This is a genomic window from Streptomyces sparsogenes, assembly GCF_001704635.1.
Taxonomy (GTDB): Bacteria; Actinomycetota; Actinomycetes; order Streptomycetales; family Streptomycetaceae; genus Streptomyces; species Streptomyces sparsogenes.
In genome coordinates this window covers 1-3122 of sequence record NZ_MAXF01000212.1, presented here as the reverse complement: position 1 = coordinate 3122, position 3122 = coordinate 1, and the positions used below count along the sequence as shown (strand labels likewise).

The 3122-nt window shown below is 72.8% G+C and carries 2 protein-coding genes; both read left to right on the top strand.

From position 1 onward, the window contains the following. Positions 1–1442, top strand: a 1442-nt coding sequence (locus tag BBH68_RS36770; protein WP_141713145.1) for a type I polyketide synthase, incomplete at its 5' end; no start/stop codon positions are given. 51 nt (positions 1443–1493) lie between these two features. Continuing rightward, the coding region (locus tag BBH68_RS36765; RefSeq protein WP_218029735.1) for a type I polyketide synthase at positions 1494–3122 on the top strand (1629 nt) is incomplete at its 3' end.

The following is a 3122-nucleotide window of genomic DNA, read 5'->3' as shown; positions in this document are numbered from 1 at the left end:
TCCTCACCCCGCCCCCGGTCCAGGCATGGCCACTGGCCAAGGCCCGACAAGCACTGCGCCACATGAGCCAGGCCAAACACACCGGCAAACTCGTCCTCGACATCCCCCCAACCCTCAACCCCCACGGCACCGCCCTGATCACCGGCGGCACCGGCACCCTCGGCGCCCTCATCGCCGAACACCTCATCACCACCCACCACATCACCCACCTCCACCTCCTCAGCCGCCGCGGCCCCCACGCCCCCGGCGCCACCGACCTGAAAACCCGCCTCACCCAACTGGGCGCCACCGTCCACATCACCGCCACCGACACCACCGACCCGGAAGCCCTCCAACACGCCCTCGACACCATCGACCCCCACCACCCCCTCACCGCCGTCATCCACGCGGCCGGGGTCCTGGACGACGCCGTGATCACCTCCCAGACGCCCGACAGTCTCCACCGCGTCTGGGCCGCCAAGGCGACGGCCGCGGCCCACCTCCACCGGGCCACCCGGCACCTCTCACCGGCCATGTTCGTGATCTTCTCCTCCGCCGCCGGTACGTTGGGCAGCCCCGGGCAGGCCAACTACGCCGCCGCCAACGCCTATTGCGACGCGCTCGCCACCCGGCTCCGGCACGCCGGAGTGCCGGCCACCTCCATCGCCTGGGGCCTGTGGGCGGCGACCAGCGGCATGACCGGCGGACTCACCGAGATCGACCACGCGAGGATGAGCCGGTCGGGGATGGCACCGCTGCCCTCGGAGCACGCCCTGGCGCTGTTCGACGCGGCGCACGGGGTCGGTGCGGGGCGGGTGCTCGCCGCCCGGCTCGACCTGGCGAACCTGTCCGCCCAGCCCAGCGAAGCGCTGCCGCCGGTGGTCCGCTCGCTCACTGGCACCGGCCCCCGGGCCGCGCGGCGGAGCGCGGCGGCTCCCGTGACCGACCTGCCCGGCCGGCTGGCGTCGATGGCCCCCGCCGGACAGCTCGCGCTCCTGCTCGATCTCGTCCGGACCCACGCGGCCACCGTGCTGGGGCACACGGATGTCGCCACGGTGTCGGCGAACACCCCCTTCAAGGATCTCGGATTCGACTCGCTGACGGCGGTCGAGCTGCGCAACCGGCTCACCACGGTGACGGGCCTGCGGTTGTCCGCGGCGTCGGTGTTCCGCCATCCGACACCCACCGCCATGGCCGAGCACCTGCGGGGCGAGCTGTGCCCGGCGGGGGATGACGCCGCGCAGCCCGTGCTGCGGGAGCTGGAGCGGCTCGAGGCGGCGGTGGGCGAGTCGAAGCCGGAGGGCGAGACCAGTGCCCGGCTCGTCAAGCGGTTGCAGACCCTCTTGTGGCGGCTCGGTGACGAGACCGCCGCGGTCGATCACACCGTCGACGGCGAGGCGCTGGAGTCCGCCTCGGACGACGAGATGTTCGCGCTCATCGACCAGCAACTGGGCTCGTCCTGACCGGCCGCGAGGAAGAAGTCCACGAGGGAGAAGTCCGCGAGGGAGAAGCCGATGTCAACCACTGAAGACAAACTGCGCCAGTACCTCAAACGCGTCACCCTCGACCTCGGCCAGGCCAGGCAACGCCTGCGCGAAGCGGAAGAACGCCACCAGGAGCCCATCGCCATCACCGCCATGGCCTGCCGCTACCCCGGCGGGGTCGGTTCCCCGGAGGCCCTGTGGGACCTCGTCGCCACCGGCACCGACGCGATCGGCCCCTTCCCCACCAACCGCGGCTGGGACCTGGACGGCCTGTTCCACCCGGACCCCGACCACTACGGCACCAGCTACGTCCGGGAAGGCGGCTTCCTCCACGACGCCGAGCGGTTCGACGCCTCCTTCTTCAACATCAGCCCCCGCGAAGCCCTCGCCATGGACCCCCAGCAGCGAGTGCTCCTGGAGACCGCCTGGGAACTCCTCGAACGCGCCCACATCGACCCCCACAGCCTCAAAGGCACCCTCACCGGCGTCTACACGGGGGTGTCGAGCCAGGACTATCTCTCACGGATACCGCGCATTCCCGAGGGCTTCGAGGGCTATACGGCCACGGGCGGACTCATGAGCGTGATATCCGGCCGGGTGGCATACACCCTGGGCCTGGAGGGACCGGCGGTCACGCTGGACACCGCGTGCTCCGCGTCGCTGGTGGCGATGCACCTGGCCGGGCAGGCGCTGCGGCAGGGCGAGTGCGACCTGGCCCTGGCCGGTGGCGTGACCGTGTTCAGCACGCCCACCGCGTATGTGGAGTTCTCCCGGCAGCGGGGGTTCGCGCCGGACGCCCGCTGCAAGCCGTTCGCCGCGGCCGCGGACGGCACCGGCTTCTCCGAGGGCGTGGGCCTGGTGCTGCTGGAGCGGCTGTCGGACGCCCAGCGCCACGGGCATCGTGTCCTCGCCGTGCTGCGCGGCTCGGCGGTCAACCAGGACGGCGCCAGCAACGGGCTGTCCGCGCCCAACGACGCCGCGCAGGAGCGCGTCATCCGGCAGGCGCTGGCCAACGCCCGGCTCTCCGCCGACCAGGTGGACGCGGTCGAGGCACACGGCACCGGAACCACCCTCGGTGACCCCATCGAGGCGCAGGCGCTGCTGGCCACCTACGGCCAGGACCGCCCCGCGGACCGGCCGCTGTGGCTGGGCTCGATCAAGTCGAACATCGGCCACACCCACGCGGCGGCGGGCGTGGCGGGCGTGATCAAGATGGTGATGGCCCTGCGGCACGGCCGACTGCCCGCCACCCTCCACGTGGACGAGCCCACCTCGCATGTGGACTGGGGCACGGGCACGGTGCGGCTGCTCACCGAGCCGGTCGAGTGGACGCGGGGGGAGCATCCGCGCCGGGCCGGCGTGTCCTCGTTCGGCATCTCCGGCACCAACGCCCATGTGATTCTGGAGGAGGCCGCCCAGCCGCCCGCCGCCACCGGTGGTGAGCGGCCCGGAGACCGGCTCACGCCGTGGGTGGTGTCGGCGCGCGGTGAGGCCGCGCTGCGCGACCAGGCCCGGCGGCTGCTCGACGCGACCGCTGACGGCGATCCCGGGGCGGTGGGCTGGTCGCTGGTCACATCGCGTGCGGTGCTCGACCAGCGTGCGGTGATCACGGGCCGGGACACCGAAACGCTGCGGGCGGGGCTGGCCGCGCTGGCGGCC